Origin of the sequence: Enterobacter sp. AC1, assembly GCF_050434705.1 — a bacterium.
Classification (GTDB): domain Bacteria; phylum Pseudomonadota; class Gammaproteobacteria; order Enterobacterales; family Enterobacteriaceae; genus Enterobacter; species Enterobacter cloacae_L.
On sequence record NZ_JBNDIZ010000001.1, the window covers coordinates 848,763 to 873,902 of the forward strand.

General features: G+C 51.5%; 22 protein-coding genes and 5 pseudogenes. 12 read left to right on the forward strand and 15 right to left on the reverse strand.

Going from position 1 to position 25,140, the window contains the following annotated elements:
• The first annotated feature begins 143 nt into the window (after nucleotides 1–143).
• The 3 genes and pseudogenes from fnr to M2433_RS04015 all read left to right on the forward strand — a co-directional run bounded on the left by fnr (nucleotide 144) and on the right by M2433_RS04015 (nucleotide 2,211).
• Nucleotides 144–896: a fumarate/nitrate reduction transcriptional regulator Fnr gene (gene fnr, locus M2433_RS04005; RefSeq protein ID WP_006174991.1), complete on the forward strand. Its 753-nt coding sequence runs from the start codon at nucleotides 144–146 to the stop codon at nucleotides 894–896.
• A gap of 136 nt (nucleotides 897–1,032) precedes the next feature.
• On the forward strand, nucleotides 1,033–1,227 hold the full coding sequence (locus M2433_RS04010) for a hypothetical protein (protein ID WP_429052974.1): 195 nt from the start codon (nucleotides 1,033–1,035) through the stop codon (nucleotides 1,225–1,227).
• A gap of 324 nt (nucleotides 1,228–1,551) precedes the next feature.
• Nucleotides 1,552–2,211 (forward strand): annotated as a pseudogene (locus M2433_RS04015) (SOS response-associated peptidase).
• A 14-nt stretch (nucleotides 2,212–2,225) separates the two neighbouring features.
• Here M2433_RS04015 and M2433_RS04020 read toward each other — a convergent pair.
• The 3 genes and pseudogenes from M2433_RS04020 to M2433_RS04030 form a co-directional block, all read right to left on the reverse strand.
• Nucleotides 2,226–2,633 carry a hypothetical protein gene (locus M2433_RS04020; RefSeq protein ID WP_429052975.1) on the reverse strand — a complete coding sequence of 136 codons (408 nt, stop codon included), beginning with the start codon at nucleotides 2,631–2,633 and terminating at the stop codon, nucleotides 2,226–2,228.
• Between the two features lie 68 nt (nucleotides 2,634–2,701).
• Nucleotides 2,702–3,969 (reverse strand): annotated as a pseudogene (locus tag M2433_RS04025) (Y-family DNA polymerase).
• A 2-nt stretch (nucleotides 3,970–3,971) separates the two neighbouring features.
• Nucleotides 3,972–4,390 (reverse strand): annotated as a pseudogene (locus M2433_RS04030) (translesion error-prone DNA polymerase V autoproteolytic subunit).
• 135 nt (nucleotides 4,391–4,525) lie between these two features.
• Between M2433_RS04030 and M2433_RS04035 the strand changes: the two are divergent.
• A complete protein-coding gene (locus M2433_RS04035; protein ID WP_429052976.1) occupies nucleotides 4,526–5,539 on the forward strand; it encodes an acyltransferase in 1,014 nt (337 codons plus the stop codon).
• Nucleotides 5,540–5,568: 29 nt separating this feature from the next.
• Here M2433_RS04035 and M2433_RS04040 read toward each other — a convergent pair whose 3' ends face one another.
• From M2433_RS04040 to M2433_RS04070, 7 genes and pseudogenes are all read right to left on the reverse strand, one after another.
• The gene (locus M2433_RS04040; RefSeq protein WP_429052977.1) at nucleotides 5,569–6,264 is read right to left on the reverse strand and encodes a hypothetical protein; all 696 of its coding nucleotides are present in this window, start codon (nucleotides 6,262–6,264) and stop codon (nucleotides 5,569–5,571) included.
• A gap of 434 nt (nucleotides 6,265–6,698) precedes the next feature.
• Nucleotides 6,699–6,923: a phage tail termination protein gene (locus M2433_RS04045; protein ID WP_429052978.1), complete on the reverse strand. Its 225-nt coding sequence runs from the start codon at nucleotides 6,921–6,923 to the stop codon at nucleotides 6,699–6,701.
• Nucleotides 6,847–7,020 carry a phage tail termination protein gene (locus M2433_RS04050; RefSeq protein ID WP_429052979.1) on the reverse strand — a complete coding sequence of 58 codons (174 nt, stop codon included), beginning with the start codon at nucleotides 7,018–7,020 and terminating at the stop codon, nucleotides 6,847–6,849. The genes M2433_RS04045 and M2433_RS04050 overlap by 77 nt, the downstream gene beginning before the upstream one ends.
• Nucleotides 7,021–7,058: 38 nt before the next feature.
• Nucleotides 7,059–7,277 (reverse strand): annotated as a pseudogene (locus tag M2433_RS04055) (HK97 gp10 family phage protein); the annotation flags it as partial.
• Nucleotides 7,278–7,284: 7 nt separating this feature from the next.
• Nucleotides 7,285–7,398 (reverse strand): annotated as a pseudogene (locus M2433_RS04060) (DNA polymerase III subunit theta); the annotation flags it as partial.
• Nucleotides 7,399–7,835: 437 nt separating this feature from the next.
• On the reverse strand, nucleotides 7,836–8,537 hold the full coding sequence (locus tag M2433_RS04065) for an acyltransferase family protein (RefSeq protein ID WP_429052980.1): 702 nt from the start codon (nucleotides 8,535–8,537) through the stop codon (nucleotides 7,836–7,838).
• Nucleotides 8,438–8,932 (reverse strand): acyltransferase family protein, encoded by a 495-nt coding sequence (locus M2433_RS04070; RefSeq protein ID WP_429052981.1) that lies wholly within the window; start codon nucleotides 8,930–8,932, stop codon nucleotides 8,438–8,440. Before M2433_RS04070 ends, M2433_RS04065 begins: the two co-directional genes overlap by 100 nt.
• Nucleotides 8,933–9,852: 920 nt before the next feature.
• Between M2433_RS04070 and uspE the strand changes: the two genes are divergently transcribed.
• Nucleotides 9,853–10,803, forward strand: coding sequence for a universal stress protein UspE (uspE, locus tag M2433_RS04075; RefSeq protein ID WP_047348757.1), 951 nt, complete (start codon nucleotides 9,853–9,855; stop codon nucleotides 10,801–10,803).
• 119 nt (nucleotides 10,804–10,922) lie between these two features.
• Here the strand turns inward: uspE and pntB are convergent, their stop codons facing one another.
• The gene (gene pntB, locus M2433_RS04080; protein ID WP_429052982.1) at nucleotides 10,923–12,311 is read right to left on the reverse strand and encodes a Re/Si-specific NAD(P)(+) transhydrogenase subunit beta; all 1,389 of its coding nucleotides are present in this window, start codon (nucleotides 12,309–12,311) and stop codon (nucleotides 10,923–10,925) included.
• 10 nt (nucleotides 12,312–12,321) lie between these two features.
• Complete coding sequence (pntA, locus tag M2433_RS04085; RefSeq protein WP_429052983.1) at nucleotides 12,322–13,851, reverse strand: Re/Si-specific NAD(P)(+) transhydrogenase subunit alpha; 1,530 nt, start codon at nucleotides 13,849–13,851, stop codon at nucleotides 12,322–12,324.
• 535 nt (nucleotides 13,852–14,386) lie between these two features.
• Here pntA and ydgH point away from each other — a divergent pair.
• From ydgH to folM, 3 genes are all read left to right on the forward strand, one after another.
• Nucleotides 14,387–15,331 carry a DUF1471 family protein YdgH gene (gene ydgH, locus M2433_RS04090; protein WP_047348760.1) on the forward strand — a complete coding sequence of 315 codons (945 nt, stop codon included), beginning with the start codon at nucleotides 14,387–14,389 and terminating at the stop codon, nucleotides 15,329–15,331.
• Nucleotides 15,332–15,515: 184 nt separating this feature from the next.
• A complete protein-coding gene (locus tag M2433_RS04095; RefSeq protein ID WP_429052984.1) occupies nucleotides 15,516–16,898 on the forward strand; it encodes an amino acid permease in 1,383 nt (460 codons plus the stop codon).
• Nucleotides 16,899–16,937: 39 nt separating this feature from the next.
• Nucleotides 16,938–17,660 carry a dihydromonapterin reductase gene (folM, locus tag M2433_RS04100; RefSeq protein ID WP_047348762.1) on the forward strand — a complete coding sequence of 241 codons (723 nt, stop codon included), beginning with the start codon at nucleotides 16,938–16,940 and terminating at the stop codon, nucleotides 17,658–17,660.
• Here the strand turns inward: folM and M2433_RS04105 are convergent.
• Nucleotides 17,657–17,992, reverse strand: coding sequence for a GlpM family protein (locus tag M2433_RS04105; protein WP_429052985.1), 336 nt, complete (start codon nucleotides 17,990–17,992; stop codon nucleotides 17,657–17,659). The two genes, folM and M2433_RS04105, sit on opposite strands and share 4 nt — an antisense overlap.
• 127 nt (nucleotides 17,993–18,119) lie before the next feature.
• Here M2433_RS04105 and rstA point away from each other — a divergent pair, with 127 nt between their 5' ends.
• The 4 genes from rstA (at nucleotide 18,120) to tus (ending at nucleotide 21,724) form a co-directional block, all read left to right on the forward strand.
• A complete protein-coding gene (gene rstA / locus M2433_RS04110; protein WP_100170752.1) occupies nucleotides 18,120–18,836 on the forward strand; it encodes a two-component system response regulator RstA in 717 nt (238 codons plus the stop codon).
• A gap of 250 nt (nucleotides 18,837–19,086) precedes the next feature.
• A complete protein-coding gene (locus M2433_RS04115; protein ID WP_429052986.1) occupies nucleotides 19,087–19,347 on the forward strand; it encodes a hypothetical protein in 261 nt (86 codons plus the stop codon).
• Nucleotides 19,348–19,422: 75 nt separating this feature from the next.
• Nucleotides 19,423–20,721, forward strand: a complete 1,299-nt coding sequence (gene rstB / locus M2433_RS04120; protein WP_047348766.1) for a two-component system sensor histidine kinase RstB — start codon at nucleotides 19,423–19,425, stop codon at nucleotides 20,719–20,721.
• A 73-nt stretch (nucleotides 20,722–20,794) separates the two neighbouring features.
• On the forward strand, nucleotides 20,795–21,724 hold the full coding sequence (gene tus, locus M2433_RS04125; RefSeq protein ID WP_429052987.1) for a DNA replication terminus site-binding protein: 930 nt from the start codon (nucleotides 20,795–20,797) through the stop codon (nucleotides 21,722–21,724).
• Here tus and fumC read toward each other — a convergent pair whose 3' ends face one another.
• Nucleotides 21,725–23,119, reverse strand: a complete 1,395-nt coding sequence (gene fumC, locus M2433_RS04130) for a class II fumarate hydratase (protein WP_429052988.1) — start codon at nucleotides 23,117–23,119, stop codon at nucleotides 21,725–21,727.
• A 183-nt stretch (nucleotides 23,120–23,302) separates the two neighbouring features.
• Nucleotides 23,303–24,949, reverse strand: a complete 1,647-nt coding sequence (fumA, locus tag M2433_RS04135; RefSeq protein ID WP_059312007.1) for a class I fumarate hydratase FumA — start codon at nucleotides 24,947–24,949, stop codon at nucleotides 23,303–23,305.
• Nucleotides 24,950–25,140: the final 191 nt, after the last annotated feature.

The window sequence follows — 25,140 nt, forward strand, 5'->3', positions numbered from 1 at the left end:
AAAAATCCATGATCAAGCTGTGGAATTTCAAGAAGATGGCGACACGTTGCCGTCTCTTGTCCTTATTGAGGGTTTGTCAGGCTTACGTACTTACCAAAAAGATGTTAAAATTGACCAATATCAATTAAGGCTTGAGCAAACCTATGATCCCGGAAAAGCGAATTATACGACGCATTCAGTCTGGCGGTTGTGCTATCCATTGCCAGGATTGCAGCATCAGCCAGCTCTGTATCCCGTTTACCCTGAATGAGCATGAACTCGATCAGCTTGATAATATCATCGAGCGCAAAAAGCCTATTCAGAAAGGGCAGACGCTGTTTAAAGCGGGAGACGAACTGAAATCGCTCTATGCTATCCGCTCTGGCACCATCAAGAGCTATACCATTACCGAACAGGGCGACGAGCAGATCACCGGCTTCCATCTGGCGGGTGACCTGGTAGGCTTTGATGCTATCGGCACGGGCCACCACCCGAGCTTTGCTCAGGCACTCGAAACCTCGATGGTTTGCGAAATCCCGTTTGAAACTCTGGACGATCTGTCCGGCAAGATGCCTAACCTGCGTCAGCAGATGATGCGTCTGATGAGCGGTGAGATCAAAGGCGATCAGGACATGATTCTGCTGCTTTCCAAGAAGAATGCAGAAGAGCGCCTGGCTGCGTTTATCTACAACCTCTCCCGCCGCTTCGCCGAGCGTGGCTTCTCGCCGCGTGAGTTCCGTCTGACCATGACGCGTGGCGATATCGGTAACTACCTGGGCCTGACCGTGGAAACCATCAGCCGTCTGCTGGGCCGTTTTCAGAAAAGCGGAATGCTGGCCGTTAAGGGTAAATACATCACTATCGAAAACGGTGAAGCGCTGGCCGTTCTTGCCGGGCATGCCCGCAACGTGGCATAACGCCCCACAGGTGTCCTGTCAGACCGATAAGTTTTCATGATTTATTGGTCTGGCATATATACACCTTCGTTATTCTACATTTTCACCGCAGCACGTCCCCGCACAGCACCCGAAAGGTTCTCGTTGAGGTTATGAATTGAGAGAAAGTTTGTTTTTCGTTTCAGTCGTGATTGCCTCAGTGACCTTTATCTTCATCTGGATCATGCTTGTTGGCCCAATGAAGGGGGAGGAAAAAACCTACGTTCAGGATTCCACGACCTTTGCGATAGCGGTGATGGTGCTGCTGTTTATTGCGTTTATCGCCGTGACGGTGACCGTTCTGCTTCTTTGATAAATTTGCATGATTTATTGTTTTGGTTTTTAGATCCTCCCACATTCAATAAATTATCGAAAAAAACGATAACATATTCAGTCCGTTACCAGACGATAACGGAGTATGTAGGATATTAAACGGCCCAAAATTCACCCCCAGCAGCTCATTTCAGCCCCAAAATCGCCCCCCCTTTGCTTAGTTCCTTCCAGTTCGCAACCCGCCACTTTACGCATTCCTTCCTCATCAGCATAATCGCCGCAAATCCTTTTGTAAGACTTAACCAGCGCGTGCTACTTTCTCCCTGCCCTATACTTTCAGTCTGACATCTGGCTGGAGGTTTCTATGTGTGGACGTTTTGCATAAGCCCTAACCGTGAAGAATATCTGGCTTACCTGGCCGATAAAGCCGATCGCGACATTGCCTATGACCCGGAACCTATTGGCCGGTACAACGTCGCGCCAGGTACAAAAGTTCTGCTGCTGAGCGGACGAGACGAGCTGTTGTACCTCGATCCTGTTTTCTGGGGTTACGCTCCCGGGTGGTGGGATAACAGCCACTGATAAACGCGCGTGTCGAAACCGCTGCCACCAGCCGCATGTTTAAACCTCTCTGGCAGCATGGCCGGGCAATCTGCTTTGCTGATGGATGGTTCGAGTGGAAGAAGGAGGGCGACAAGAAGCAGCCATATTTCATTCACCGGGCAGACGGTGAGCCGATATTTACGGCAGTACGCCATTCGAACGCGGCGATGGAGCAGAAGATTTCCTGATAGTGACGTCTGCAGCTGATAAAGGTTTGGTCGACATTCACGACCGCCGGCCACTTGTTCTGTCACCGGAAGCTGCAAGGGAGTGGATGCGTCAGGATATAGGCGGGAAAGAAGCGGAAGAGATAGTTGCCGACGGCACAATGGACGCCGACAAGTTTATCTGGCACGCAGTGTCGCGTGCCGTTGGTAATCCAAAAAATCAGGGTGCTGAATTGATCGATAATATAATGTGATATCCTGACAGATATTACCAGAGTTTTACGCTTCCATCTGGCTGTTTACCACCCACTGGAGACATGTCGTACACCTTATTTACACATTTTTGGATGCCGTCTTTAAGATGCTTTACCATTTTCTTGTCTGAATTATTCTGATCAAAATAATTTACAGTGGTAACGTTATTTTTCTTGTAAATTTCAGCTTCGCCATATGGCCCGGCGGAATAATTAATCTTATAACCCCAGAATTCTTCTTTATAGCCAGCTAAAATGTAAGGGTCGTAATCTGCAAAGACATCAGCAATGCATAATGCAACGCTTTTTGTATCACTCTTAGTCGTATATACAGCGTCAGGAGTACCATGTATTGGAGGCTCCTGGATAATTGCACATCCAGATAAGGTAAGAACTGCTAATGCGAGAATAGGTTTTAACATATCAATTCCATTTAAGTATTTATAAGTGCCTGAATAAGATACTTTATTTTGACAATAATGTCCTGCATTTATTTAACAGTTAATAAATTTTGGAAGCAGGTCGTATACCACGGCGAAAGCATTTCTCGCTTCATCTGCCATTGCTGCTGAATGCCCGCCCGGCAAAGAAGAGCGTACCTTTACCATATTTGGCGTTCAGATGATCGAGCACCTCCATCAATCTTTCGCTAGCTGCCCTCGGGGCGTTTTCATCGAATAGGTTGAGCTGAGCCACACCCTGGCTGAAAAAGTCTCCCAGCATGATCCCAGCCTTTTGGTAACGGTGACCATCCTTCCAGATTCTGTCTAGGCACTTTACCGCGGCGTTGATAATGTCTCGTGAATCCTGTGTAGGAGTGAGAAGCTTCATTGACGCACTATTACCGTAATAAGGCTCGTTAAGCGACAAGGGAGAGGTTTTCACGAAAGCAGAAATAAAGCGGCAATACTGATGCTCGCCTCGTAGCTTTTCAGCGCCTCGGGCCGCATAACTTCAGATAACCTGGCGCATCTGTTCATACTCAGTAACTCGTTCGCCGAATTACAGACTGCAGACGATTTCCTGCTTTACCGGCGCAAACTCCTCAAGATCAAGACAAGGCTCGCCGCGCAACTCCCGGACCGTTCGCTCGAGTATCACGTTAAAGTGTTTACGGATAATCCATGTGCTTTGCTCTGAAAGGTCCAGAGTCGTTTTTATGCCCATAGCGTTCAGCTTCTTGCTGATGCGCCTGCCGACGCCCCACACGTCCTCTACTGGTACCAGAGCCAACAATCGACGCTGACGGTCGATATTGGACAAATCAACCACGCCGCCAGTCTGGCGCTGCCATTTTTTTGCAGCGTGATTTGCCAGTTTGGCGAGTGTTTTTGTCTGCGCAATGCCAACCCCGACCGTCAGGTGAGTACGCTTCAGAACTGTCGCGCGGATCTCTTTGCCGAAGTCCGACAGGTCCCGGCAGTTCCTAACGCCTGTCAGATCACAAAAAGCCTCATCGATACTATAAAATTCAACGCGGAGGCTCATTTCCTCAAGCGTCGTCATTACCCGGTTCGATATGTCAGCATAGAGTTCGTAGTTACTGCTGAAGCAAACAACCCCAGCACGCCGGAATAAATTCTTTTGCTTAAAGTACGGCTCACCCATGGTAATTCCAGCGGCCTTGGCCTCTGCGCTGCGTGCGATTACACAGCCATCGTTATTTGAGAGAACAACAACTGGCCACACTTTCAAATCGGGCCGAAACACCGTCTCGCATGATGCGTAAAACGAGTTCACATCACAGAGCGCAAACATTCTTAGCTCGCCGATTTTACGATGAAAGTAACAACACCGAACACATCGAGCGTATCCTGACTACCGACAATGATCGGTGGGTAAGCGCTATTCATCGGATTGAGCTGGACGGTCGGGCGCAACTGCAGGCGTTTAACAGTAAACTCCCCTTCTACCGCGGCAATGACGATATCTCCATGCTCAGCAGTTCGGGAACTATCAATCACCAGCAGATCGCCGTCGCTGATCCCGGCCTCAATCATCGAGTCACCGGCGGCTTTGACGAAATATGTTGAGCGGGGCGGGATACCAACAACTCATTGAGATCGATGCGCTGTTCTACGTAATCAGCAGCCGGGCTGAGGAATCCGCACTGCACCAAATGGCTGAACAGCGGGATAGCAATAATTTCGCGTAACTCTGCCGATCTGAAGAACGCCATAATGCTTACCTCTAATGCTGTATTTATATACAGCATCGCTAAATGTGAGGGTCGATAAAGTTGATGTCAGATGTTAAACTCTATGTACAAGAAAACATTGAAATTTTACTTACCGGATGATGAGCGACTTAAAAAATGGATAAAAACAGTCCAAATATAAATTTACTAAAAATAGTTGCAAGCTTTATGGTGATGCTTATCCATGTTTCTGCTGTCAATTTCCCAAAACTTGGAAAGGCAGAGTGGGATGTATCTAATTTTTATAATTCATTCTCACGTGTTTGCGTCCCAATTTTCTTTATGATCTCTGGTTATTTTCTTATCACAAGAGACGAATCCGTTACAACCTTCTACAAGAAGAGATTTTCAAAAATAATCCCTCCTCTTGTTTTCTGGAGTGGTGTTTTTTATTTATATAATTATCTATATGTAGGGATTCCGCTTTACAATGCAACAGAGCTATTTAGCCGCCCGGCATCTGCGCATCTTTGGTTCCTATATGCCATTTTTGGGCTTTATTTATTTACCCCTTTCATATCAAAAATATACAATAACAGTACCGCGAAAGAGAGATTGGTTTTTATTTGCATTTGGTTTATAACATCATCAGTAATTCCTGTAGTGAACTCAACCTTTGGAATGGCTATTAGCACAGGATTATTTCAGCTAACCACTATATATGGATATATAGGTTTGTTTTTCATTGGGGCGTGGATAAAGGACAATCAATCTGAAAGAGATAGTTTCGCAGCAGTTGCTTCACTGTTTTTATACATACTATTAAGCTTGCTGACCATGTATCTTACAAAACAATTTAGCTATAACTCTGGCAAACCTAACGTAACATTCTATAGTTATCTCTCACCTTTTGTAATTATAGGTGCGATAGCATTATTTTATTCCTTTATCTCCATTAAAATCGACAATGCTATTGTAGTTAAGATTGCCAATATATTTTCTTCTTTTGCGCTAGGGGTTTACTGCATACACACCTTGTTTATATGGCCTCTGGCAAAAGAATTTCATATAGGTGGTGATGTTAACCCTACGGAATACTACATACTGATAACCACATTAATAGTGTTTTTTATATCCTGCATATTTTCTTATTTCGGTTCAAAAATCCCATTTGTGAAAAGAATGTTCTAATAGGCGCCCCAATGGGGCGCTTTTCTTCATTAGAAATTACGGGACACTTTTCGCCAAAGTCCCTCAGATGTATACGAAAACATCATCACGCAGCCAGCTGCTGGGGTGACGTTGGCTGAACCTTTGAAACGTATTGTTCCTGATGTTGTACCATGCGCGACGGTAACACTCCCGTTAAACTGCACCGTAACAACCTTCCCAGGCAACGCCCGGCTCATTGTCGTCATTGTAAATGCAGATGCAGGAGAGAGCAGGAAGCTATCATAACTTATTACGTTAGGATTAGCCGCTGCTGTGAATGTTGGCACGCTTGGCGCATCGACTTTAACCGTTGCAACAGCACCTGCAAACACCCCAGCCGCCCCTGGCGGTATGTAATCATGTGAAGGGAAATTAATCACATGTCCATTTAATGAACTTGCATTATTAAAAGGATGGCGATGAGATATGCCGTACACAATAGCTTTTATAAAATGTGGTGATAAAGGAGCATTAATGTAGATAGCATCGTTAATACCTGTACCGGAAAGCCCCGCATTTGTTATGCGAGCATCGAATGCGAATCTTTTGCTGCTAAAAGGAACAAGCGCTGCGGAATGGATATTGAGTATTTGAGCACCACCAGACACTTCGCGGCATGACGTGAAAGAAACACCACAACCAACATTGTTATTTACTCTAACATCAGGTTCAATATAAATATTATCACATTGAGTAAATGTCATTACATCCTGATTGCACTGATCACACTGATATTTTTCAATATAACTTGGTCAGTATGTTCACTTTCAAAATCACCTGAACAATTAACATCATTTCTTTCGGCCGACTCTATGGTAATATCTTCAATGACAAAGTTTCCGGTTCTGTTCGCATGGTTGAGAGTGTCACCCTATATGGACACTGCGTCATGGTCGGTAGTGCCAATCCTGATGTTTTTAAACCTGCCATTGATTACGTTAACCTGCGCTGTAACTGCCTTTCTATCAGCATTAGGGGATATATATCTTCTGCGTAGAAGTCTTCACAGCCTGCGAACCCAATGGCATTGTCAAGATTACCAGAGCCATTAGCAGAAACGGAACCACCTCTAATTCCAACTACCTTTATTCTGCCACTCTTTGAAATTAATGAACCACTAAACCCAATACAGTATCCTTTATTTGGAGTAAGCTCCCAAGTTTTCGATCTTACCTACGCATTCATCTGCGTGAGGATTTGCCTGAACGTAATCAAGGATTGACTTGGCTGCCGTTGCCACCGCCTGGTTTTTATCCTTTGCACCGTTCACATTGACCAGGACATAGTTATCGATCCCGAGGTCGTTTCTGATGGAGGTTCCGACATTTGGCCTGAACCACCATAATCGATTTCGAAAGGTCATTCGGGTCATTGAAATTAAGAAGCTGAACCAGAAAACCGGTAGTAAGTCCGGCATCTCCAAACATGTTCCTGGCCCACTGATACATAAGAGGATTCATAGAGACATTTCCTTGGCGATCACAGCATCAATCTTTCGCTACGTGTCTTCAAACCCCTTGGTTAAAAATTTCTTCCTGGCCGTAGCCCGGCGGAAGTTCTGAGGTACGCTTCGGTGATGGATGTATGCAGCATAGTTAGCTGAATAACCCACCCGGCCCGTCACGCGATTGCCATTTAAAGTGATCTCGCTGAACTGGCTATTGATGAGGGTTGACGTATTGATCGGTGTATAGAGCGTCGCCTGCGAACCGCCAATACTTCAGCGATAAAACCGGCATGTTCAGGCGCTCTTTGTACGCGACTCCAGAAGTCGCTAAGCCAACGTTGACCTTGTCGCATTCATCTTGGCTCTTTGCAGCTATATTGGTGTCGTTCATAATCATCAATTCATTCGTTTTTGTAAGACGTATCATACGTCAGATAACTGCAGCAGAGATAAACTATGCGCGCAAAAATCCCTCGTTATTGTTCATGGATATTTTTTATCCTTCTTTTTCTTTTCCTTTTTGCTCTCTATCAAAAGGCGTACTTGGGTGTCGCTCTAAATCAAATCATCATTGCGATACTTGCAGTTACTGGTCTTCTCGGATGGATTACGAGAGAAAAGCATCCAAAAAATTAAATAAATGGCCACTAAAAAGTGGCCAGTTCGTTGCTTAAAGAATAATGTTCAATTGCCTTCGGCGCCCCGACGCGATAAATGTATCCATTTCCGAAAGATAAATGGCATCGCAGCTGCGTTTCAACCTGTGTAAAAAAATACATCCAGTGGACTTCGCGTATAAGAACATCGCAGCTGAAACTTGTTGTCGCCTCATGAACGGCTTCCATTCCCTTGGATCATGCCTTTGGCACTCCCGTTAATTTTCATATACTGGCTAAACCGTATTGCTGGTTTTTCTACACAGACATGACAAAACCACGACAGAAATAGCAGTATCATCAGAAGGACAGAAGCGTATGCGAAAAGAGTTGAATCTGACATTTCCCTATAAAAAATAAATTTTTGGAAATACGCAAAAGATACGCCGTGCAGAAGATACAAAGGGTAGGACACATCGCCTAAAAACTTCAGCACAGCATGAACATATCTCACGGACAGCAGATTGCCGATCAAGAAAAAAACGGCGCACAACAGTACCGTAAGCAAAACAAACACCAGCTTGTTAGTGCCAGTGACAATATTTATCTGGTTACCTGTTACAGGATAAAGCGTAAAGACAACTACCAATCCCACAGCGGCCACAAACAATAGCCCTTTTCGTCTCCCTACATAGGGGAGTAGGAGTTTAGCCATTATCACTCCTGCAATAAAAAAGTAAATTTGGTTCATTGGATTGATATAGTCTGCCCACTGCCTGGCGAGGGTTTGATGAGAATCCAGGAAAAAGAAGGTGCTATGGATGAGAGTTACTATTAATACCCCCCCATCAGTACAAGTGACGACACCCATTTTGTAGCAAGAATAAACACCGGAAACAGTAGGTAAAATACGACTTCGTTTCCTATAGACCATCCCCCCATGATTATGTATTCCGTTGGGTTCGTGATTCCAAAGATCAAAAGTACATTTTGTGCGTACTTCCAGACATCTATAGAGAAGCCGTTTACGAAGAACACACCGAATGCGGTAGCTAAAACAAGCGCAACCCAATAGGTTGGGGCCAATCTAAAAAATCGTCTGACGAGAAACTTCAGATACTGACCAGCACACCATTTGTCGCGCTGATGCGCGAGATAAAGAGCCATGCCGCTAATGATATAGAATGCAGACACGGCGTAAATTCCCAGGCGTCCCAACAGAGTGCCAGAATCTGTCACCCCCCAATCAGTAAACTGATAAAAAAAATGATAAAAAACAATGCTAAGTGACATAGCACCACGTAAATAGTCTATTGATTGGATACGCATGTCTTCCCCTCAGGTTTTATGCGCGAAAAGTAGCAAATTACGGTGTGACAGTAAATTTTAAACTTGTGGTTTTTCATGACAATTCACGCAGCGAGTTCACGACCCAGCCCCTTACCGCTGAATGCAATCACCGCGATGAGGTCAGCGCGCATAACAGCGCTGGTTGATTTCCATGTAATCAACAATGCGCTGTTTTAAGCTGTCCATCTCACACCTTCCCGTTCGACTTGTTGCGGTTGTACTTCGCCTGCAGCAGTTGAATCGACGTCGGGCCGTGCCCGGCAAGGCTTATTCGTACCGCCTAAGACGGATGCCGAGATCAGGACAATTACCCTGCTCCAGCCTGCTCTGGATGGACTGAAAAGACCATTCGAAATTACAGGCCATCTGCCGCAACACGAGATCATCTACCATCATCGTGAACATGGTAAAACTGAAATGCAGGTTATCAGGCCAGTATTCGTTCCATCGAGTCGATCAACAAGAAAGGTCGGATACTATTTAAAAAATTCTATATCCAATGGGTGGAAGAATGGCTTTCGCCGTGCTGGCATTCATACCAGTCCAGACACACTTACGCATGCTGGTCACTTTCTGTTGGGGCGAATCCTTCCTTTATTGCTACACAGATGGGCCATGAGGATTCAAGGATGGTTTATGAGGTCTATCCGAAGTGGATCGGTGATATGGACAAGGACCAGGTTGCCATCATAAACAAGAGAATTCTTGCCAACATGCACCCGTTACGCCCTCAAGGCGATTTGAAGGCCAAGAAACCCATTTGAATTCAGCATGCAACAACATTAAGTAATAAATTTTCATGAATTATTGATCTCGCAAAACCTCCCCTCTGTTTCATTCAGGATATATAGGTTACTCTTTTAATTACAGACTGTGGTGACAGTAGTAAGGAGACCTGTATGGCCAAGTATCAAAACATGCTGGTAGCTATCGATCCTAACCAGGACGATCAGCCGGCGTTACGACGTGCTGTGTATTTACATCAACGGATTGGTGGCAAAATCAAAGCGTTTTTGCCGATCTATGACTTCTCGTATGAGATGACCACCCTTCTGTCGCCTGACGAGCGCACCGCTATGCGTCAGGGCGTCATCAGCCAGCGTACCGCGTGGATCCGTGAACAGGCTAAATATTACCTGGAAGCGGGCGTACCCATCGATATTAAAGTGGTCTGGCACAACCGACCTTTCGAAGCCATCATCCAGGAAATCGTTGCCGGTGGGCACGACCTGCTGCTGAAGATGGCGCACCAGCACGACAAGCTGGAATCCGTGATCTTCACCCCGACCGACTGGCATCTGCTGCGTAAATGCCCTTGCCCGGTCTGGATGGTGAAAGACCAGCCGTGGCCTGAAGGCGGGAAAGCCGTTGTGGCGGTTAATCTCGCCAGCGAAGAGGACTATCACAATTCGCTGAACGAAAAGCTGGTGAAGGAGACAATCCAGCTTGCTGACCAGGTCAATCACACCGAAGTGCATCTGGTTGGCGCCTATCCGGTCACCCCGATCAATATCGCCATTGAGCTGCCTGAATTTGACCCGAGCGTGTACAACGACGCGATCCGCGGTCAGCACCTGCTGGCCATGAAAGCGCTGCGTCAGAAATTCAGTATTGATGAGAAAATGACCCACGTAGAAAAAGGGCTGCCTGAAGAGGTGATCCCGGATTTAGCCGAACATCTCCAGGCCGGGATTGTGGTGCTGGGTACCATAGGCCGGACCGGCATTTCTGCCGCGTTCCTCGGCAATACCGCTGAACAGGTGATCGACCATCTGCGCTGCGACCTGCTGGTTATCAAGCCGGATGATTACCAGACGCCGGTTGAGCTGGACGATCCGGAAGACGATTAACCCCTAATGCCCGGCGGCGCAGGCTTGCCGGGCCTACAAAACCGAAGGCCGGGTAAGCGTCAGCGCCACCCGGCAATAAAAAACCGCCGGATCCGGCGGTTTTTTCGTTTCAACGCAACTTACAGCGCTTTCAGAATCGCATCCACGCTGGCTTTAGCATCGCCAAACAGCATGTGGGTGTTCTCTTTGAAGAACAGCGGGTTCTGAACCCCGGCATAGCCGGTATTCATGGAGCGTTTAAACACAATCACGTTCTGCGCCTTCCACACTTCCAGAACCGGCATCCCGGCGATTGGGCTACCCGGATCGTCCTGTGCAGCAGGGTTAACGGTATCGTTGGCGCCAATGACCAGGACCGTGTCGGTATCAGAGAAATCATCGTTGATTTCATCCATTTCGAGCACGATGTCGTACGGCACTTTCGCTTCCGCCAGCAGCACGTTCATGTGGCCAGGCAGACGCCCCGCCACCGGGTGAATACCAAAGCGAACCTTGATCCCGCGCGCGCGCAGCTTCTCTGTGATCTCTGCGACCGGATACTGCGCCTGCGCCACAGCCATGCCGTAGCCCGGGGTGATAATGACCGTGTGCGAGTTTTTCAGCATGTCTGCGGTATCTTCCGCAGAAATTTCACGGTGCTCACCCACTTCTTCATCCGCGCTGGAAGAAGCCCCGTCGGTACCAAAGCCACCGGCGATTACGCTAATGAACGAACGGTTCATCGCCTTACACATAATGTAAGACAGAATCGCACCCGAAGAACCCACCAGCGCACCGGTAACGATCAGCAGGTCGTTGCTCAGCATAAAGCCCGCCGCCGCTGCCGCCCAACCGGAGTAGGAGTTCAGCATCGAGACGACCACTGGCATATCTGCACCACCGATGGACGCCACCAGGTGCCAGCCAAACGCCAGCGCAATGATGGTCATTACCAGCAACGCCAGCACCTGCAGGCCCACGCTTTCGGTACGCACGAAGACTATCAGCAGCACAAACGAAACCACCAGCGCCGCCAGGTTGAGCTTGTGACGGTTTGGCAGCATCAGCGGTTTAGAGGAGATCTTCCCGCGCAGTTTGCCGAACGCAACAATGGAGCCAGTGAAGGTGACCGCACCGATGAAGATACCGAGGAACACTTCCGTCAGGTGAATGTTCACCAGAATCGGTTCCAGACCCGGCGTGTGGTACAGGTAGCTGTTGAAGCCCACCAGCACCGCGGCCAGACCCACGAAGCTGTGCAGAATGGCAACCAGCTCCGGCATCTCGGTCATTTCAACGCGTTTCGCCAGGCGAATACCAATCGCGCCACCGATGATCATCGCCACCAGGATCCACGCCACGTTGCCGGTGTCCGGCCCGAAGATGGTGGCAATCAGCGCAATCGCCATCCCGGCGATACCAAAGTTATTTCCCTGCTGAGACGTTTCGTGTTTGGAAAGCCCCGCCAGACTGAAAATAAACAGGATTGCAGCAACAATGTATGCGGCTGTCACTAATCCTCCAGACATATGCTACCCCTTAGCCTTTACGAAACATTTTCAGCATGCGCTGAGTCACGGTGAAACCACCGAAAATATTGATACTGGCGATCAGCACCGCGATAAAGCTCAGGAAGCTGATCCAGCCGCCGTGACCAATCTGCAGTAACGCCCCCACGACGATGATCCCGGAGATGGCGTTGGTTACCGACATGAGTGGCGTATGCAGCGCATGGGAGACGTTCCACACCACGTAGTAGCCTACGACGCAGGAGAGCGCGAAGACGGTAAAGTGGCCGAGGAACTCTTTCGGCGCGACGTCAGCCAGCCAGCCGAACAGAATAATCACCAGCGCCATGATCGCGTATTTGCGCCACGGGGAAGCCGGTTTGGCGGATACTTTAGGCTCTGGCGCCGCTTTTGGAGCAGCCTGAGGCTGGGCAGAAACCTGAATCGGTGGCGCAGGCCAGGTGATTTCACCTTCACGGACCACGGTGACGCCGCGTACCACTACATCGTCAAAATCAACGGTGATGTTGCCGTCTTTCTCTTTGCAAAGCAGCTTCAGCAGGTTGACGAGGTTGGTACCGTACAGCTGAGAAGACTGCGTAGGCAGGCGGCCCGGCAGGTCGGTATAACCAATCACCTTCACGCCGTTAGCGGTCGTGGTCACCTGATTCGGCACGGTATATTCGCAGTTACCGCCGTTTTGCGCGGCCAGATCGACGATCACGCTGCCCGGTTGCATGGAATCAACCATCTCACGGGTGATCAGCTTCGGCGCAGGTTTACCCGGAATCAGCGCGGTGGTGACAATAATGTCGACCTCTTTCGCCTGGGCGGCGAAGAGTGCCATTTCGGCTTTGATAAAGGCTTCGGACATCACCTTCGCGTAACCGTCACCGCTGCCTGCTTCTTCCTTAAAGTCCAGCTCAAGGAATTCGGCCCCCATACTCTGGACCTGCTCCTTCACTTCCGGACGGGTGTCAAAGGCGCGCACGATAGCGCCCAGGCTGTTTGCCGCACCGATTGCGGCAAGCCCCGCCACGCCCGCGCCAATCACCATCACTTTTGCCGGGGGAACTTTACCCGCGGCGGTGATTTGACCGGTAAAGAAGCGACCAAACTCGTGGGCAGCTTCCACAATGGCGCGATAGCCAGCAATGTTTGCCATGGAACTCAAGGCATCCAGCGACTGCGCGCGCGAAATACGCGGCACGGAGTCCATCGCCATCACCGTCACGCCGCGGGCCGCCAGCTTCTCCATCAGCTCAGGATTTTGCGCAGGCCAGATAAAGCTCACCAGCGTCGTCCCCGGATTCAGCAGCGCAATCTCACTCTCTTCCGGTGCGTTTACCTTCAGAATAACCGGCGACTGCCAGACGTCAGCACCGTCCACCACTTCCGCGCCAGCCTGGATAAAGGCCTCGTCATCGAAACTCGCCAGCTTGCCCGCGCCGCTTTCAACCGCGACGGTAAAACCCAGTTTTAGCAGTTGCTCCACCGTTTTCGGTGTTGCCGCTACGCGGGTTTCATTGGCTAACCGTTCTTTTGGTACCCCAATACGCATAGTTTTCCCTTCCATCGGTTTTTGATGATGGTTTATCGATAAATGCCCGCGGTTTGTATCAGTTTTCACCGTCGCGCGAGCGACGAGATATGATTGACCCCGGAAAATAAAACAGTAACAAACTGTCTATAACCTACTGAAAATAGCGCCCGCGATCTACCGCCAGAAAACACTATTTCTTACTTTATCTGTGAAAAATAAGCGATCGGCGTCACTGACAGTGATATTTACCTTAAATTCATCGCCGGAACCGATAAATCGCGCAAGCGAAGCGGTAAAAACATGATATAGCGCCATAACAGAACAAGTTATTAACATTAAATTAACTTGTAAAAGTCATATGCTTTATCAGTTTTACTTGTCAAACGCCCGTTTTTTCAACATATCACTAAATGTTATAGAATTCGGTGATTGAGTGAGCACAGGCTGTGAAAAATGGCGCAGACAGCGACGGGTTTTAAATGCAATAATCGGGACCGTCTCAAATTAACAACAATACCAGTACATGGTTTGCGCAAGGCGAAGGATCATTTTTATGAAGCTTAAGAACACACTCCTGGCGTCCGCACTTCTTTCCGCGACCGCCCTGTCTGCGAATGCCGCGACAGAGTTAACGCCGGAGCAAGCGGCAGCGTTAAAACCTTTTGACCATACGGTCATTGTGGGTCGTTATAATTCTATTGGCGATGCCGTCGCCGCTGCATCAAAAGCCGCTGATAAAAACGGGGCGGCCTCGTTTTACGTAGTGGACCAGTCTGATTACGGCAACAGCGGTAACCAGCGCGTGACCATTGCGCTGTTCAAAGACAATGCGCCAAAAGCTGACGCACCGAAAAACCGCGTGATCAACGGCGTGGTTGAGCTGCCGAAAGATCAGGCGATTGAGCTGGAACCTTACGACACCGTCACCGTTCAGGGCTTCTATCGCAGCCAGCCTGAAGTGAACGATGCCATCACCAAAGCCGCGAAAGAGAAAGATGCATACGCTTTCTACATCGTGCGTCAGGTCGATGCTAACCAGGGTGGCAACCAGCGTATTACCGCGTTCATCTATAAAAAAGATGCGAAGAAACGTGTTCTGCAGAGCCCGGATGCCATTCCGGCTGATTCAGAAGCCGGTCGCGCAGCGATAGCGAAAGGCGGCGAAGAGGCGAAGAAAGTAGAAATTCCTGGCGTAGCAACTTCTGCTGCACCAAGCGCTGAAGTGGGCCGTTTCTTTGAAACGCAATCCACGAAAGGCGGTCGTTATTCCGTTACTCTGCCAGACGGCACCAAAATTGAAGAGCTGAACAAAGCCACTGCTGCGCAGATGGTGCCGTTCGACAGCATCAAGTTTACCGGCAACTACGGCAACATGACGGAAGTCTCCTATCAGGTCGCGAAGCGTGCGGCGAAGAAAGGGGCGAAGTATTACCACATCACCCGCCAGTGGCAGGAACGTGGTAACAACGTGACCATCAGCGCCGATCTGTACAAGTAACAAAATCGTTTACGAAAGGCGGCGCAATGCCGCCTTTTTTGTTACTTTTTTTGAATTTCTGCCCCACGTCATTGCATGCTTTCGTTACACTCCGTAAAATCCCGCGCCTTAGTGTAATCCACCATTTTTATGCGCCTGTGCGAAATAATTATTCTGGATTTGGACCTTTCATAACAGGAAGCCAATGGAAAAGAAACTTGGCCTGAGTGCTCTGACTGCACTCGTTTTAAGCTCAATGCTGGGTGCAGGCGTATTCAGTTTGCCGCAGAACATGGCGGCCGTTGCAAGCCCTGCCGCGCTACTCATTGGCTGGGGCATTACGGGGGTTGGGATATTGCTGCTGGCCTTCGCCATGCTGCTGCTCACCCGCATTCGCCCGGATCTGGACGGCGGCATATTTACTTATGCACGTGAAGGTTTCGGCGAGCTGATTGGCTTCTGTTCCGCGTGGGGATACTGGCTGTGTGCCGTTATCGCCAACGTCTCCTATTTGGTCATCGTCTTCTCGGCATTGAGTTTCTTTACCGATACGCCTGAGCTGCGCTTCTTTGGCGACGGGAATACCTGGCAGTCTATTGTGGGCGCCTCGATATTGCTGTGGTTCGTCCACTGGCTGGTGCTGCGTGGCGTGCAAACGGCCGCCAGCATTAACCTGGTAGCGACCCTCGCGAAGCTGGTTCCGCTTGGCCTGTTCATCATTCTGGCGTTTATTGCGTTCCGCCTCGACGTGTTTACGCTCGATTTCAGCGGCATGGCGCTGGGCGTCCCTGTCTGGGAGCAGGTGAAAAACACGATGCTGATAACCCTGTGGGTGTTTATCGGCGTTGAAGGAGCCGTCGTGGTTTCGGCCCGGGCCCGAAATAAACGTGATGTCGGCCGCGCCACGCTGCTGGCCGTGCTGGCCGCGCTGGGCGTGTATCTGCTGGTGACGCTGCTGTCGCTGGGCGTGGTAGCGCGTCCTGAACTGGCTGAAATGCGTAACCCGTCAATGGCAGGACTGATGGTGAAAATGCTCGGTCCCTGGGGCGACGTGGTGATCGCTGCGGGGCTGATCGTCTCCGTCTGCGGAGCTTACCTGAGCTGGACCATTATGGCGGCTGAAGTGCCGTTCCTGGCCTCTACGCACAAAGCGTTTCCGCGCCTGTTTGCCCGTCAAAACAAAAACAGTGCGCCGTCGGCCTCACTCTGGCTGACCAACATCAGCGTTCAGGTTTGTCTGGTGCTGATCTGGCTCACAGGTTCAGACTATAACACCCTGCTGACCATCGCCTCGGAAATGATTCTGGTACCCTATTTCTTAGTGGGTGCGTATTTGTTAAAAATTGCCTCACGCCCGGCGCATTATGTCGTGGGTGTCGGAGCCTGTATTTACGGCCTGTGGTTGTTGTATGCTTCCGGGCCTATGCATCTGCTGTTGTCGGTGGTGTTGTATGCCCCGGGTCTGCTGGTGTTTATCTACGCCCGCCGCACGCATCAGCTGGAGAACGCGCTGAAACGCCGTGAAATGGCATTAATTGGAATGTTACTGGTTGCTGCCGTACCGGCAACCTGGATGTTAATGGGATAGCATCGTCTTTCCCATTGTTGAACTGCAAAGGAGAATACGATGGGAAATGCACAGCTTCGCCCAATACTGATCACCGGTGGAGGCCGCCGTATCGGCCTCGCCCTCGCCCATCATTTTCTCAACCTTCGCCATCCGGTTATTGTCAGCTACCGTACGGAATACCCGTCAATTGAAGGTCTGCGCAAAGCCGGGGCGGTTTGCATTCAGGCTGATTTTTCGACCGATGACGGCATTCTGGCCTTTGCGGAAAAGGTGAAATCCACCACGCCGGGGCTGCGCGCCGTGATCCATAACGCCAGCGCCTGGCGGGCCGAAAAACCCGGTACCTCGCTCAGCGAAACGCTTTCCGCCATGCTGCAGATCCACGTCAACGCGCCTTATCTGCTTAATCACGCCCTGCAGGATCTGCTGCGCGGCCATGGGCATGCTGCGGGGGATATTATCCACTTCACCGATTATGTGGTGGAGCGCGGGAGCGACAAGCACATCGCCTATGCGGCCAGTAAAGCCGCTCTGGATAACATGACGCGCTCGTTTGCCCGCAAGCTCGCGCCGGAGGTGAAGGTGAACGCTATCGCCCCGGCGATGATTTTGTTTAACGAAAACGATGATGCAGAGTATCGCCAGCAGGCGCTGAATAAGTCGCTAATGAAAATTGCCCCGGGCGAGAAAGAGGTAATCGACCTTGTGGATTACCTCCTCACCAGCTGCTACGTCACCGGCAGAACGTTTGCCGTGGACGGCGGCCGACCGCTGCGCTAGTGAAAGCGGCTCCAGAAGAAAATTAACACCCAGGCGCTGAGCCCCCAGCAGACCACCGCCCCGCTCAGCGCCAGGGGAAGACGCAGATAACCGGTGAAATACCACAGCGAAAGCAGATAAAGAAAATAAGGGATGATAGACCACATGCCAAACACGATGGTCGTGCGTAACGCTTCCGTACCCCGCTCAGACGCCACAATATAGTGGGCGATAAGCGCAAAGGTCGGGAAGAGCGGGATTAGCCCGGCAATATAGTAATTTTTCGTTTTTGCCAGAACGCCAATCAGTAACATCACCAGCGCACCCAGCGCGGCTTTGATCGCCAGCCCCATACTTTTTCCTATAACAATCAAATAACAATATGAGCCAGAATAACGTAACCGGCGTTAATTTTGAAAGATTAATGGAAGGTTAAGGTTCCGCGGTGTATGTTGGCTTTTTTCACGAAAACAGACGTGTATGAATAAGATTGTTTATGTTGAAGACGAACCCGAAGTCGGGCAATTGATCGCGGCCTATCTGGGTAAACATGATATGGACGTCATTGTTGAACCTCGCGGCGATCGTGCCGAAGAGGTGGTCGTCCGTGAAAACCCGGATCTGGTGTTGCTGGATATCATGTTGCCTGGAAAAGACGGCATGACGCTCTGCCGCGACCTGCGCGCCCGCTGGGACGGCCCTATCGTACTCCTCACCTCCCTGGACAGCGATATGAACCATATTCTGTCGCTGGAGATGGGTGCCAATGACTACATTCTGAAAACCACACCGCCTGCCGTCCTGCTTGCCCGCCTGCGCCTCCACTTACGCCAGCACGCCAGCATCGAGCGCGAAGCGCCCGCGCCGTCTCTGACGCCGCATAAAGCGATGCGTTTTGGGACGCTGTCGATTGATCCGATCAACCGTCAGGTTCTGCTTTCCGGCGAGCTTATTGCCCTCTCCACCGCAGACTTTGACCTGCTGTGGGAGCTGGCAACGCATGCCGGGCAAATCATGGACCGTGACGCGCTGCTGAAAAACCTGCGCGGCGTAAGCTATGACGGCATGGACCGCAGCGTGGACGTTGCGATTTCGCGCCTGCGCAAAAAACTGCAGGATAACGCCACCGAGCCTTACCGCATCAAAACCGTGCGTAACAAGGGCTATCTGTTCGCCCCTCACGCCTGGGAAACCTGATCGCGTTTCCGAATAAGATACCCTGCGCGAAAAGAAGGCATTACGCGATAATGCCCTTCTTTCGCGCGTTTATTTTTACGTTTACGCAACAATTAGCTTGCTAAGCCCGCGAACTATTCCATAATTACCTTCTCGACTCTCCTTTCTTCAGCTCATCACGCTCTTGCGACCGTTTTACTCATTTTTCGCCGTGAAGCTTTCACGACATCTCTCCCATAAATCTTGAAATGAGGATTTAAGCCCATGAAATATGTATAGCTACATTCAGGTAGAAGCTATCAAAACCAATCTTGAATGGATTGTTAATCAGGCAACGCTTGGCCATTCCACTCCCTCACGCGCCGATCAAAAAGCGCTCTTTGATCTCCTTGAACTCATCCAGTCTTACGAAATTCTCCTGGATTTAATTAACGAATTCGGGACCGATGTGATTGATACGGACATTGCGGAAGGCCTGGCCGTAACTGAAAAATTCATCGCCAAGGTAAAAAACAGCGCGAAAGCCATGTAACACGCTCCACAGACATGAAAAACGCGAAGGCTTTTCATGTATATTCTGCATATAGCGTTTTTTCGGTGAGATCCAATGAAAAAGCTGTTTGTGCAGTTTTATCTTTTGCTGTTTGTCTGCTTCCTTGTCATGACCATGCTGGTCGGGCTGGTGTATAAATTTACCGCCGAACGTGCGGGCAGGCAGTCTCTGGATGATCTGATGAAAAGCTCGCTGTATCTGATGCGCAGCGAGCTGAGAGAGATCCCCCCCCACGACTGGGCTAAAACCCTGAAAGAGCTGGATCTGAATCTGTCGTTCGATTTACGCATCGAGCCGTTGAAGGATTTCGTCCTGGATCCGCCCGCCATGCAGCGTCTGCGCGATGGGGACATCATCGCGCTGGATGAGAAATATACCTTTATCCAGCGAATTCCGCGCAGCCACTACGTGCTGGCCGTCGGGCCGGTGCCTTATCTCTATTATCTGCATCAGATGCGTCTGCTGGACATGGCGCTGATGGCCTTTATCGCCATTTCGCTCGCGTTTCCGGTCTTTATCTGGATGCGTCCGCACTGGCAGGACATGCTGAAGCTCGAATCCGCCGCGCAGCGTTTTGGCGAGGGGCATTTTACCGAGCGTATTCACTTCGACAGCGGCTCCAGCTTTGAACGTCTGGGCGTGGCCTTTAACCAGATGGCCGATAATATCAATGCCCTTATCGCCAGCAAGAAGCAACTCATTGACGGGATTGCGCACGAGCTGCGAACCCCGCTGGTTCGCCTGCGCTATCGTCTGGAGATGAGCGAGAATCTGACGGAAGCGGAGTCTCAGGCCCTTAACCGCGATATTGGTCAGCTTGAAGCGCTGATCGAGGAGCTGCTGACCTACGCGCGTCTCGATCGTCCGCAGAACGAACTTAACCTCAGCACGCCGGACCTGCCTGACTGGCTGCAAACCCACATTGATGATGTCCAGAGCGTGAACCCGCAGCGCACGCTGTTGACCCGCGTCACGCCGGGCGATTACGGCGCGCTCGATATGCGCCTGATGGAGCGCGTGCTGGATAATCTGATCAACAATGCCATGCGCTACAGCGAAAGTACGCTCCAGATTGGCCTGGATTTGCAGGGCAACCAGGCCAGCCTGACGGTTGAGGATGACGGACCGGGGATTGCCCCGGAAGCACGCGAAACCGTGTTCGAGCCGTTTGTTCGCCTCGACCCGAGCCGCGACCGCGCCACCGGAGGATGTGGCCTGGGGCTGGCGATTGTCTACTCTATCGCGCAGGCAATGGGCGGCACGGTGCATTGCGAGGAGAGCGAGCTTGGCGGCGCGCGCTTCTGCTTTAGCTGGCCGGTATACCATAACATCGCGCTTCCCGTTCCTGCCTGACCTAAACCGCATGCTGGCCTGACCCGGCGTGCTGTGCTATATGATAAGTATGTTGTAACTAATGAGAGTGTTTATGGCATCCTACGATCTCATCGAAAGGCTGAACAGCACCTTTCGCGAAATAGAGCACGAGCTACTTACCCTGACCGAACGTTTGCAGACCTGCCGCCTGCTGGCCGCGCGCGTCTTTACCCTGCCCGACGTGGCCAAAGGGGCCGAGCACGATCCGCTGGATACCATCGAGGTGAAACAACATATCGGCAGCGCCGCACGAGAGCTTACGATGAAACACTATCGCCATCTCTTTATCCAGCAGCAGTCAGAACAGCGCAGCAGCAAGGCGGCCGTGCGCCTGCCTGGCGTGATCTGTCTGCAAACCGATGCCGCAGCGTGCGAGGCGCTGGAAACCCAGATTGCCCATGTCAACGCCCTGAAAGCGACGTTTGAAAAGATCGTCACCGAAGAGTCGGGCCTCGCCCCTGCCGCCCGGTTTGAGTGGGTGCACCGCCAGCTTCCGGGGCTGATTACCCTGAATGCCTACCGCACGCTGACGGTACTGCGTCACCCTGCCACGCTGCGCTTCGGCTGGGCGAACAAGCACATCATTAAAAACTTCACCCGGGAAGAGGTTCTGGCGCTGCTGGAAAAAAGCCTCAAGGCGCCGCGCACCGTCGCCCCGTGGTCGCGTGAGCAGTGGATCGAGCGCCTGGAGCAGGAATATCACAGCATCGCTTCACTGCCGGCGGATACGCGGCTCAAGATCAAGCGCCCGGTGAAGGTTCAGCCCATCGCCCGCGTCTGGTATTCCGGCCAGCAAAAACAGGTGCAGTACGCCTGCCCGACGCCGCTGATTGCGCTTTATGATGCCGATAAGGGAGCCATCGTGCCGGATATTGGCGAACTGTTGAATTACGATGCCGAAAATGTTCAGCATCGTTACAGACCTCAGGCGCAACCGCTACAGCTGATTATTCCGCGGCTGCACCTGTACGTGGCGGGATGATTATTTCAGACTGCCGACCATCGCTTCCGGGCGTACCCAGGCGTCGAACTCCGCCTCCGTCAGATAACCCAGCGCCAGGGCGGAGGCTTTCAGCGTCAGCCCCTCTTTATGCGCTTTCTTGGCGATCTCGGCGGCTTTGTCGTAGCCGATATGGGTATTGAGTGCGGTCACCAGCATTAATGATTCATTCATCAGCTGGCTGATACGCTCGCGGTTTGGCTCAATGCCCACCGCGCAATGCTCGTTAAAGCTCTCCATCCCGTCCGCCAGCAGACGAATCGATTGCAGAACGTTGTGGATCACCATCGGGCGATAGACGTTCAGCTCGAAGTTGCCGGACGCGCCGCCCATGTTGACGGCCACGTCGTTGCCCATTACCTGACAGCAGAGCATGGTCATGGCTTCGCACTGGGTCGGGTTAACCTTACCCGGCATGATAGAGCTGCCCGGCTCGTTTTCCGGAATGCTGATTTCGCCGATACCGCAGCGTGGACCGGAGGCCAGCCAGCGCACGTCGTTGGCAATTTTCATCAGTGAAGCCGCCAGCCCCTTCAGGGCACCGTGAGTGTGAACCAGCGCATCGCAGGTCGCCAGGGCTTCGAACTTATTGGGTGCGGTGACAAACGGCTGCCCGGTAATAGCGGCAAGCTCCTCAGCCACGCGCACCGCGTATTCAGGGTGGGTATTTAACCCGGTACCGACCGCCGTACCGCCGAGCGCCAGCTCCGCCAGGTGCGGCAGGCTGTACTCAATATGCTTCAGGTTATGTTCCAGCATCGCCACCCAGCCGGAAATCTCCTGCCCGAGCGTCAGGGGCGTGGCGTCCTGCAGGTGCGTACGGCCAATTTTAACGATGTCGCGGAAGGCCTGCGCCTTCTCGTTGAGCGTGGTTTTGAGCACGTTGAGCTGGGGGATAAGCTGCTCGCGGACAGCGATCACCGCCGCCACGTGCATCGCCGTCGGGAAGACGTCGTTAGAGCTCTGGCTTTTGTTCACGTCATCGTTCGGGTGAACCTTGCGCTCCATGCCGCGAACGCCGCCCAGCAGCTCGCTGGCCCGGTTTGCCAGCACTTCGTTCATGTTCATATTGCTCTGGGTGCCGGAACCGGTCTGCCAGATGGCAAGGGGGAATTCGTCAGGATGCTTGCCCGCCAGCACTTCATCGGCGGCATTGATAATGGCGGTGGCCTTGTCTGCCGCCAGCAGGCCCAGATCCTGGTTTACTTTCGCGGCTGCACGTTTGGTGAGCGCCAGCGCCTGGATCAGCGAGACGGGCATTTTTTCGGTCGAAATACGGAAATGTTCCAGCGAACGCTGGGTTTGCGCGCCCCATAGCTTGTCGCCCGGAACCTCGATTGCGCCCATAGAGTCTTTCTCATGGCGTACCGTTGTCATTACTTTCTCCTTGATAACACTGTCGGGATTGCTCACATGCTTAAGGGATAAGTATTGATGACTTCTGAGAAACGTTATGGCGCTTTGTGCGCTCTTTTTGGTGTCGAGTGGCGCTGACGCTTACCTGACCTACCAGACACGAAGGTCGGGTAAGGCGCAGCCGCCACCCGGCAATTTACAGAATTACTTCACACAGGCCGAACACTGAGAGGACTGGATCTGCTTGAAGAAGTCGTTACCTTTGTCATCCACCAGGATAAACGCCGGGAAATCTTCTACTTCAATTTTCCAGATCGCTTCCATACCCAGTTCCGGGTATTCCACGCACTCCAGGCTCTTGATGCTGCCCTGCGCCAGGACCGCAGCCGGGCCGCCGATGCTGCCGAGGTAGAAACCGCCGTGCTTATGGCAGGCGTCCGTCACCTGCTGGCTACGGTTGCCTTTCGCCAGCATGATCATGCTGCCGCCGTTGGCCTGCAGCTGGTCAACGTACGAGTCCATACGGCCAGCCGTGGTGGGGCCTAACGAACCAGAGGCATAGCCTTCAGGCGTTTTCGCCGGGCCCGCGTAGTAGATCGGGTGATCTTTAATGTACTGCGGCAGCCCTTCGCCGTTGTCCAGACGCTCCTTCAGCTTCGCGTGCGCGATGTCGCGGCCCACGATAATCGTGCCGTTCAGGGAGAGGCGGGTCGAGACCGGATACTGCGAAAGCTGCGCCAGGATCTCTTTCATCGGACGGTTGAGGTCAACGCGAACCGCCTCGCCCTCGCCCGCTTTACGCAGCGCTTCCGGGATGTATTTGCCCGGGTTGTTTTCCAGCTTTTCGATCCACACGCCTTCGCGGTTGATCTTCGCCTTGATGTTGCGATCCGCAGAGCAGGACACGCCCATCCCGACCGGGCAGGATGCGCCGTGACGGGGCAGACGGATCACGCGCACGTCGTGGGCAAAGTATTTGCCGCCAAACTGCGCGCCGAGGCCCAGATTACGCGCTTCTTCCAGCAGTTCCTGCTCAAGCTGAACGTCGCGGAACGCCTGGCCGTGCTCGTTACCTTCGGTGGGCAGACCGTCGTAGTATTTGGTTGAGGCCAGCTTCACGGTTTTCAGCGTGCTTTCCGCCGAGGTACCGCCAATCACAAAGGCGATATGGTACGGCGGGCACGCGGCGGTGCCGAGCGTGCGCATTTTCTCAACCAGGTAGTTCTTCAGCTTGCCCGGGGTGAGCAGCGCTTTGGTTTCCTGGTAGAGATAGGTTTTGTTGGCTGAACCGCCGCCTTTGGCGATACAGAGGAATTTGTACTCGTCACCGTCAACGCTGTAGAGATCGATCTGCGCAGGCAGGTTGGTGCCGGTGTTGACCTCTTTATACATATCCAGCGCCGCGTTTTGCGAATAGCGCAGGTTGTCTTCGATGTAGGTGTTGTAAACGCCGTGCGCCAGCGCCGCTTCATCACCGCCGCCGGTCCAGACGCGCTGCCCTTTTTTACCGACGATGATCGCCGTGCCGGTATCCTGGCAGGTCGGCAGAATGCCTTTTGCCGCGATATCGGAGTTACGCAGGAACTGCAGAGCAACGTATTTATCGTTTTCGCTGGCCTGCGGGTCGCTCAGAATATCGGCAACCTGCTGCTGGTGCGCAGGACGGAGCATAAACGACGCGTCGTGGAATGCGTGCTGCGCCAGCAGCGTCAGCGCCTGCGGATCCACCTTGAGGATCTCTTGTCCTTCAAACTCAGAGACGGAGACATGATCGCGGGTTAACAGGTAATACTCGGTCCGATCCTTACTGAGGGGGAAAGGATCCTGATAATGGAAGGGTTTATTCGACATTGTTCTCTCACTTACTGCTTCGGTCTGTTTATTCAGGGCAGATGTTCCGCTGCCCGGCTTAAAAGCGAGTCAGCTTATCCTACACAATTTTTTAACAAAAACTGAGACTAGTACGACTTTTTACATCCACAGGTTACTTCCATGTGGTTTATTGCTTTAATACCCGGAGTGAATTCCTTAATTGAATCAGG

Coding starts and splice junctions, on each gene's coding strand:
- pntB (WP_429052982.1), bottom strand. CDS start 12,311: ATGTCTGGAGGATTAGTGACAGCCGCATACATTGTTGCTGCAATCCTG.
- M2433_RS04070 (WP_429052981.1), bottom strand. CDS start 8,932: ATGCGTATCCAATCAATAGACTATTTACGTGGTGCTATGTCACTTAGC.
- M2433_RS04105 (WP_429052985.1), bottom strand. CDS start 17,992: ATGGGGCTGGCGATCAAAGCCGCGCTGGGTGCGCTGGTGATGTTACTG.
- M2433_RS04020 (WP_429052975.1), bottom strand. CDS start 2,633: ATGTTAAAACCTATTCTCGCATTAGCAGTTCTTACCTTATCTGGATGT.
- pntA (WP_429052983.1), bottom strand. CDS start 13,851: ATGCGTATTGGGGTACCAAAAGAACGGTTAGCCAATGAAACCCGCGTA.
- ydgH (WP_047348760.1), top strand. CDS start 14,387: ATGAAGCTTAAGAACACACTCCTGGCGTCCGCACTTCTTTCCGCGACC.
- rstB (WP_047348766.1), top strand. CDS start 19,423: ATGAAAAAGCTGTTTGTGCAGTTTTATCTTTTGCTGTTTGTCTGCTTC.
- M2433_RS04065 (WP_429052980.1), bottom strand. CDS start 8,537: ATGGTCTATAGGAAACGAAGTCGTATTTTACCTACTGTTTCCGGTGTT.
- fumC (WP_429052988.1), bottom strand. CDS start 23,119: ATGACAACGGTACGCCATGAGAAAGACTCTATGGGCGCAATCGAGGTT.
- uspE (WP_047348757.1), top strand. CDS start 9,853: ATGGCCAAGTATCAAAACATGCTGGTAGCTATCGATCCTAACCAGGAC.
- M2433_RS04115 (WP_429052986.1), top strand. CDS start 19,087: ATGTATAGCTACATTCAGGTAGAAGCTATCAAAACCAATCTTGAATGG.
- rstA (WP_100170752.1), top strand. CDS start 18,120: ATGAATAAGATTGTTTATGTTGAAGACGAACCCGAAGTCGGGCAATTG.
- M2433_RS04040 (WP_429052977.1), bottom strand. CDS start 6,264: ATGACATTTACTCAATGTGATAATATTTATATTGAACCTGATGTTAGA.
- M2433_RS04095 (WP_429052984.1), top strand. CDS start 15,516: ATGGAAAAGAAACTTGGCCTGAGTGCTCTGACTGCACTCGTTTTAAGC.
- M2433_RS04045 (WP_429052978.1), bottom strand. CDS start 6,923: ATGACCTTTCGAAATCGATTATGGTGGTTCAGGCCAAATGTCGGAACC.
- fnr (WP_006174991.1), top strand. CDS start 144: ATGATCCCGGAAAAGCGAATTATACGACGCATTCAGTCTGGCGGTTGT.
- folM (WP_047348762.1), top strand. CDS start 16,938: ATGGGAAATGCACAGCTTCGCCCAATACTGATCACCGGTGGAGGCCGC.
- M2433_RS04050 (WP_429052979.1), bottom strand. CDS start 7,020: ATGAATCCTCTTATGTATCAGTGGGCCAGGAACATGTTTGGAGATGCC.
- tus (WP_429052987.1), top strand. CDS start 20,795: ATGGCATCCTACGATCTCATCGAAAGGCTGAACAGCACCTTTCGCGAA.
- M2433_RS04035 (WP_429052976.1), top strand. CDS start 4,526: ATGGATAAAAACAGTCCAAATATAAATTTACTAAAAATAGTTGCAAGC.
- fumA (WP_059312007.1), bottom strand. CDS start 24,949: ATGTCGAATAAACCCTTCCATTATCAGGATCCTTTCCCCCTCAGTAAG.